The 7,445-nt window shown below is 35.7% G+C and carries 6 protein-coding genes; 3 read left to right on the forward strand and 3 right to left on the reverse strand.

Annotated features, from left to right (window positions below):
• Positions 1-6: 6 nt before the first annotated feature.
• The 3 genes from QMD61_05790 to QMD61_05800 form a co-directional block, all read right to left on the reverse strand.
• Complete coding sequence (locus QMD61_05790) at positions 7-1,275, reverse strand: purine/pyrimidine permease (GenBank protein MDI6724141.1); 1,269 nt, start codon at positions 1,273-1,275, stop codon at positions 7-9.
• Positions 1,276-1,413: 138 nt separating this feature from the next.
• Positions 1,414-2,898 (reverse strand): TrkH family potassium uptake protein, encoded by a 1,485-nt coding sequence (locus QMD61_05795; GenBank protein MDI6724142.1) that lies wholly within the window; start codon positions 2,896-2,898, stop codon positions 1,414-1,416.
• Between the two features lie 317 nt (positions 2,899-3,215).
• A complete protein-coding gene (locus tag QMD61_05800; protein ID MDI6724143.1) occupies positions 3,216-3,500 on the reverse strand; it encodes a DUF3795 domain-containing protein in 285 nt (94 codons plus the stop codon).
• Between the two features lie 286 nt (positions 3,501-3,786).
• Here QMD61_05800 and ftsA point away from each other — a divergent pair, with 286 nt between their 5' ends.
• The 3 genes from ftsA to QMD61_05815 all read left to right on the forward strand — a co-directional run bounded on the left by ftsA (position 3,787) and on the right by QMD61_05815 (position 7,346).
• Positions 3,787-5,127, forward strand: coding sequence for a coenzyme F390 synthetase (gene ftsA, locus QMD61_05805; GenBank protein MDI6724144.1), 1,341 nt, complete (start codon positions 3,787-3,789; stop codon positions 5,125-5,127).
• Positions 5,128-5,240: 113 nt separating this feature from the next.
• Positions 5,241-6,506, forward strand: a complete 1,266-nt coding sequence (gene truD, locus QMD61_05810) for a tRNA pseudouridine(13) synthase TruD (protein ID MDI6724145.1) — start codon at positions 5,241-5,243, stop codon at positions 6,504-6,506.
• Positions 6,507-6,653: 147 nt separating this feature from the next.
• Positions 6,654-7,346, forward strand: coding sequence for a hypothetical protein (locus QMD61_05815; protein MDI6724146.1), 693 nt, complete (start codon positions 6,654-6,656; stop codon positions 7,344-7,346).
• Positions 7,347-7,445: the final 99 nt, after the last annotated feature.

Genomic DNA, 7,445 nt, shown 5'->3' on the forward strand with positions numbered 1-7,445 from the left:
TAATTTTCAGGCCGAATTTCGAGGATAAAGAATGTGTTCAAATAAAAGAACGGCTAAGGCCCCCATTACAAAACCATTAGCAACAATCGGCTTGATAACCAGCGGTAATTGGGCTGTTACAGATTGAGGCATAAAAGCGATTACTATGCCTAAAAGAACAGGTAATCCAACAATAATACCATCGTCAATGGTTTTAAGGGTCTTATTTTCTACAGCAAGAAGCATTGCAGCCCCAATTTGGGCAACCATTAAATATAGGAAAATAACACCAATCACCGGTGAGGGAATCCCTGCCAGAACATTTAGGGCTATGGGTGAAAAGGCAAGAATCAAAAGACCCACAGCTGCAGGAATAAGCGTAAATCTTGAAGCATTCTGGGTGGCCATAATTATACCGGGGCTTAAAGAGTAGTTTACAGGCCCTATAATCCCCAAAAGTCCTGCAAGGAAATTCCCAGCTCCCGTAATTGCAATACCTTTTTTAACTCTCTCCTGTAATTTATCCACATTAAGCATGAACCCGACAGATTCCATTGAGCTGATATCGTTTATTGCAAGAGCCAGGAAGCTAATAAGGAATGCTATAATGATACCAATGTCCGGAACCGCTAGATGTCCTATAAAATCAGAAGGAAATGCTAAAAGCGCTGCATTTAGATTATGGATGTTTGAAATGTTAAATATCACTGAATAAGCAAGACTGCCCATGAAGAGAGCTATTAAAGGAACTAATGATCTTAAAATGCCTTTAGTTAATGCATGAGTGGTGAAAATAGTTAAAATGAATACAATAACAAATATAAAGTTGTAGTTCGCCGGTACATTGCCTGTTGAGATTATAAGATTGATTATGGTGGGTGTCAGGGTGAAAGCGATTAAAAGAAGAACAACCATGATTACTCTGGATGTAAAAAGTCTTTCCAAATATTTAATATAGTCACCTATGGCCAAAAGAGTTAATATTAACCCTCCTATTAATATTGATGAGTTAACTGCTCCAATGCCCCGATCTGAACTTGTTAAAACACCGATTAAGAGTACTGCGGCAGGTCCCATAACCAGGGGAAGTCTATGGCCCCAAAGAACCTGTACGAGAAGTAAAAATCCTACCAGTAAAAAAATCTTCTGTAAATATGGAATTCCGCCGTTCTCAAATACTCCCAGTATATCTCCAATGATTATTAGGGAAGGAATGGTCACTGCAAGCCACTGTAAACCAAAAAGAAGCATTTCAGTCTTCCCTGGTCTATCATTTAATTTATATTTAAGTTGCATGGTATCCTCTGAAATCAGATCACGCTTGTTTTATTAATAGAATTGATATCATAGTTTTTAGTTAATTAACTACTTAAAAATTTCTTGGTTTGTAAGAATATAAGAAAAAATATTTAAGAAATCTAAGATTTAAGGTTTTTATTTTCTAATAATGTTGTTAATTGTAATTACTGTAAGAAGTAATACTGGCCATATTTCGAGTCTACCCATCCAGAAATCCACGATAAAAACAAGTTTTACTAATACGGGAGAATTGGGAGTCATAATTCCACTTGAAAGCCCTACATTGCTTAAAGCTGATGCCACTTCAAATATGACTCGAGATATGTCATTGTAATATATTAAAACTATAACTACGCTTGTGATGTATACTACGAAATAAGTGAATACGAAAGCACCGGTTATCCTTAAAACATCATCTCCAACCGGTAATTCTGTCACGTGATGGATTTTTTTGGGCATTACGGCACTACCAGGTAATATGAATGATTTAACCTGCCATAACATTCCTTTTATGAGCATTCCAAATCTGAGCCATTTAATACCCCCACCAGTAGAAAGCGAACCAGCACCGATTATCATAATTATTGTAAGGAGAAAAGTACCAAGACCAATCCATTTAGCCAGTAAATTAGGATAAAATGCTGTTTGAAGACCTGTAGTAGTGATAGCAGAAACCATCTGGAAAAAAGCATATCTAAAGTTAAGAAGTAAATCATTTCCATATACTTGATTGTTGTAAAGTACAAATGTTACCAGGATTGTAGAAAGAATAATTAGAGTATAAGCCACTTTTGTTTCTATATCTTTGAAATACTCTTTCCATTTTCCTTTAAGGAGTGTATAGTGCAATGCAAAGTTCGTAGCACCGATCATCATTACAATCATGGCTGCTATTTCTATCCAGACGCTGTTATAGAATAGTAGGCTTGTATTGTGCATTCCAAACCCTCCTGTAGATAGAGCAGTGAATGCATGGAATATAGAATCAAAAACAGGCATACCTGATAGTAAAAAGAGAGATATTGCTATTGCAGTAAAGAACAGGTATATATAAACAATAATTCTTGTGGAATGTTTTATACTGGGCATTAATTTTTCTTCTCTGCCTTCGGCAAGGTAAAGACGCATTACATCAACACCTGTAGACCTTAAAACGGCGAGCAGAAGGAATATAATCCCTAAACCTCCAATCCACTGTGTGAAACCTCTCCAGAAGTGTATTGTATAAGAAACAGCATCTAAATTGGCATACATGCTGAATCCAGTTGTTGTAAATCCAGACATGGCTTCAAAATAAGCATCAAGATAAGATAATTCTCCAGAAATGAAATATGGCAAAGCACCAAGAGCACATGCAATGAGCCATATAATGGTTGAAAAAACCATCGCGCTTTTAAGCGTCATCTTCATTTCAACTTTGAATAATTTAACAAGGGAAAAACCAATTGCAGCGCTTAAAGTGGCTGAAACTAAAAATGGAACAAAATAACGCGGTTCATTATATATAATTGCAACAATAAGTGGAACTAACATCGCTGCTCCAAGAAGCATAAGTACATTCCCGGAGTGATGCATAATGGTCTTTAATTCTCTTCTACTCAACCTATGAATTCGTTGCATACGATCATGGCCTTCGATGATTATAGGTTTTATTCATCGTATTTTTAAATATAATGATAGATATAATTTTTTTTAGGTAAATAATAGTGAATAAAGCATATTATTAACTAAAAATGTTACATTGATGGTCATGTGGCCCATACAATATTTTAAACCTTTTATCAGTATATCAAAGGAATATATAAAATTTTCGACGGAAATATTTTGATAAATGATTCCGGTTAATTATGAAAATTTTCCTAATTCTTTCAGTATTACAACATCTATTATTTAAAACTTTTGAAATAAATTAGATAAATTAATTGATTTATTTAAAATTAAATCCAATTATAATGCGTTTTTCTTTTATCTGCCCAATGATTTACTCCATACTTCCTTATCATCTTTAAATTATGTTCTATTGGGTGGATTCCCTTGAGATGATCAAGTAATTCACAATCCTTAGAGTCATCACATTCCCCGCAGCATTCATATTGCTTTTCTTTTACACATTCTCTTATTTTGCAATTCTCTTTACAGCCGCCTTCTGTACATACTGCGGTGCATTCTAATTTTTTCATTTCATGAAGGACTTCTATAAATTTAGGATAGTTATTGAATATTTCATTGCTCTTTGACTTTAATTCAGCATATTTATCAAAATTAACATCTTCAAGTAAACTTTTAAGTTCATATATTAATTTAAAGAGCTTTTAATCGCTCGGAATACAATCTAAACAGTATAAACCACAGTATGCGGTGTATTTTTCATGATTTTCCATTTTATCACAGTTAAAAACATCAATTAAGTATTTAATTTCTTATCAATTCTATTTTGTATATCGTCCTTTAAATTAATTAATGATTTTAAACATAAAATGAATAATAAAAAACAGGAATGTGATTTTAATGAAAACCTATTTCAACCCAGAAATAGAAACAATGCCTCGAGATGACCTCGACGCACTTATAGATGCACGTATAAAATATACGGTTAATTATGCATTTCAAAACTCGCCATTTTATAGAAAATGGTTTAAAGAAAAAAATATTAGCATTTCTGACATTAAATCCCACGAAGATTTAAGGGAACTACCAATTATAACCGGTAAAACAGTTCGCGAAAGACAACCCCCTGAAACAGAAGAATTCGAATTCAGATGTAAAGGCAGCGAAATATTCACAATCCACGAAACAAGTGGAACAAGCGGCACTCCTAAAGCTTTTTTTCTTACATGGGATGACTGGAACAGATATGCAGATAAATATGCAAGATCATTCACATCTCAAGGATTTGGGGAAGGAGATCGAGTAGTTGTCTGCGCATCCTATGGAATGAACGTCGGTGCTAATACAATGACCCTTGCAGCCCAAAAAATTGGGATGACCATAATTCCTGAGGGTAAATGCACATTTCCAGTCAGAATAATTAAAAGTTACCAGCCCACAGGTATTGTGGGAAGCATATTCAAATTTTTACGCCTTGCAAAGCGTATGGAGGCTGAAGGGATCAAACCTGAAGAATCCAGCATCAAACGGCTAATTGCAGGTGGTGAAAGCTTTGCAGAAGAATCAAGAGCATATTTAGAAGAAATATGGGGGGTACCTGTTTACAACACCTACGGAAGCACTGAAGGAACAATGTGCGGGGAATGCCACAAAAAAGTAGGCCTTCACGTGCCTGAAGACCTCGTACACCTCGATGTTTACAACCCACAGCTTAAAGATTTTGTAGATGAAGGTGAATGTGGTAGAATAGTGCTTACGACCCTTATTCCAGAGGGTGAAAAGACAGGAACGCTTCTTCTAAATTATGACACTGAGGATACTACTGTTGTGGTAAGCAGGGAAAAATGTCCATGCGGCAGAACCCATATGAGAATAATGAACCCCCAGCGTGAGGCAGAAACTGTTTGGGTTGCAGGATCACCTTTTAACAGGGTAGATATAGAACGAGGAGTTTTCCAGAGAGATAATATGGATTATTTAACTGGAGAATATGAGGCCTTTCTCTATGGGGATGAGATGGAAACAACTTTGAGGGTGAGTATGGAATGCGAAGACCCTGAAAACTGCAATAAAGGTCTGATTGAAGATAATTTTGTCAAAAGTTTCCTTCAATTCAAACCTGCCCTACAGCAAGCACATGAAGATGGGAGTTTTAACCTGAGCTTTAATTTTACTGGACCAGGAGGGCTTGAATTCTATAAGGTTAGGGGCAGACCCAAACGTTTAGTGGATCGTCGGTGAAATTAAATTGATGGTATTGAATTTCATTTTTTAATTTTTATTTTATAATAGTAGAAACACATATTAAATAAAAAAACTTTTTTTAAACTTATTCATTATAGGAGAAAAATGTCATGCTCAATGCAGAAACTTATATCACAAATCAAAAGGGAATTGGCGGACAAATAAGGGCTAAATATGAAGATTTTTACGTAGAAGAAATACCGGAGTCAGAACCAAGTGGTAGCGGCCCAAATACATGGTTTTTCATTGAAAAAATAGGTAGGGATACCCTTGATGTTGTTCTGGATATTGCACAGGAGCTGCACATAAACCGGAAAAGAATGGGTTTTGCAGGAATGAAGGATAAAAGGGCTGTTACAAGGCAGTGGCTCTGTGTGGCAAATTCAGAAGTTGAGGAAATAGAGAAATTAGAAGATAAGCTGTACAAAGTAAAAATTCTTAAGATAATGCAGAATGAAAAGAAATTAAGAATTGGGCAGCTTATCGGGAATAAATTCAGACTGCTGATAAGAGATACAGAAAATCCTGAAGCCGACGCTAAAACTGCAAACGAAGTTCTGGCAGAATTAACAATGAGAGGAGTTCCAAACTACTATGGCTGGCAGAGATTCGGAAAGAAGAGGTCAAATACACATATAGTGGGCAAGATACTGCTTGAAAATGATTTAAAGAGGGTTATCGATGCTTATATTGGAAATCCCTATCCTGAAGAGCCGGAGCATATAAAAGAACTAAGACAGTTGTATGATGATGGAAAACTGGAAGAAGCACTCGAGGCAATGCCCAGGGGCATGAGATATGAAAAGATGATGCTTAAAACTTTATTACAGGAAATGAAAAAGAAAAAAACATATGATATCGATTCTTTAGATGATAATTCGTATAAGCGCGTAATCGGAAGTCTTCCAAAACCATTAAAGCGAATGTTTGTCCATGCATATCAATCATATCTCTTTAATAAAGCTGTAAGTGAAAGAGCAAAGCTTGGAATTGATAAATACATTGAAGGGGACATAATTGTTGATAATGATGAGCATTTAGTCCATGAATTCGGCGATGAAATCGATGAAAGAATTAAAAACTTCGAAGTTCACCCTACAGCACCTCTTTTTGGAAGTAAGGTCCCACTTGCTGGTGGGGAATTGGGGGAAATGGAGCAGAAAATTTTAGATGATGAGGGAGTTAAATTGGAAGATTTTGAAGTCCCTAAAATGCCCAAACTTGGAAGCCATGGATTAAGACGTGCTATGAGGTTTAAAATTTGGGACGCGTCAGCTAAAGCCACTGATGAAGGCGTTTTAGTGGAGTTTTCAATTCCGAAGGGCTGTTATGCTACGGCTGTTTTGCGGGAAATAATGAAGAATGAAGTTGTTTAGGGATTTAAAAAAGCCAAAAGTAAGATTGAAACAATAAGGGTGGATAATATAGGACAGTTTAAGTTATGCAATAAAGGTAGAAAATAGGAGATAGAGTATTATAAATACAATAATATCACAACAGTTATTCATTCTGGAGATATGTAAATGAAGTGGACATCAGTTTTATTGGTAATTATTCTGTTAATTGGTGCTTATTCATTTTCAATAACTTTAGCCGGGCCTATCGAACCTTTAGGAAGATTAGGATTTGTTAAGTTCGCTAATCCTGATATGTACCCAGGACATCCACACTCTGAACTTTTAGCACAATATGCAGAAAAACGCGGATCTAAATGCATTCTTGTCTGTCACTTTGCAGGAAGTTCCGACTACAGCAGTTACATGGAAGGAGATGTATACATAATGGAGTTAGCATTTATTGATACTCAGGGAACAGGGGCTGCAGATAATGTTAACTATTTAGATTCTATTAAAATAGCGTTATTTGGCGTTCCGGACGGTAGATACAAATTTAAAACAGATGGAAGAGTATTCCGAAGCTATGATAAAGCAATGGACTATATATACAGAAAAGCAGAAAGGCACGACCAGGAGGGCCGAATTCCAATGGTGTGGCATGGAACATCCCGTAGTGAGAATCCAATAATAAACCAGGGCTGTGGATTTCCTCTATATTTCTTTATAATGAGCAAAGAATACGGTGCGATTCCCGCATATATCTATACATTGACAGGAATGCTGTTTCCCTATTTTGAAGATCCTTACCGGAACTTTGAGCTATTACATTCTTCACAATTACAGGAACTTTACACAAGCGGAGAATTAGACTACTACTGATTAGATAGTAAAAAAATTATAATAGATTTAGATATGGGGTGCATCATCTAAAACTGCAGATAAACGGAGTTTTTAGATTCTCAAAATAATTTAAAAATA

The sequence above is a fragment of the Methanobacterium sp. genome, assembly GCA_030017655.1.
In the GTDB taxonomy this organism is placed as follows: Archaea; Methanobacteriota; Methanobacteria; order Methanobacteriales; family Methanobacteriaceae; genus Methanobacterium_D.

Coding starts and splice junctions, on each gene's coding strand:
- QMD61_05815 (MDI6724146.1), top strand. CDS start 6,654: ATGAAGTGGACATCAGTTTTATTGGTAATTATTCTGTTAATTGGTGCT.
- QMD61_05795 (MDI6724142.1), bottom strand. CDS start 2,898: ATGCAACGAATTCATAGGTTGAGTAGAAGAGAATTAAAGACCATTATG.
- truD (MDI6724145.1), top strand. CDS start 5,241: ATGCTCAATGCAGAAACTTATATCACAAATCAAAAGGGAATTGGCGGA.
- ftsA (MDI6724144.1), top strand. CDS start 3,787: ATGAAAACCTATTTCAACCCAGAAATAGAAACAATGCCTCGAGATGAC.
- QMD61_05790 (MDI6724141.1), bottom strand. CDS start 1,275: ATGCAACTTAAATATAAATTAAATGATAGACCAGGGAAGACTGAAATG.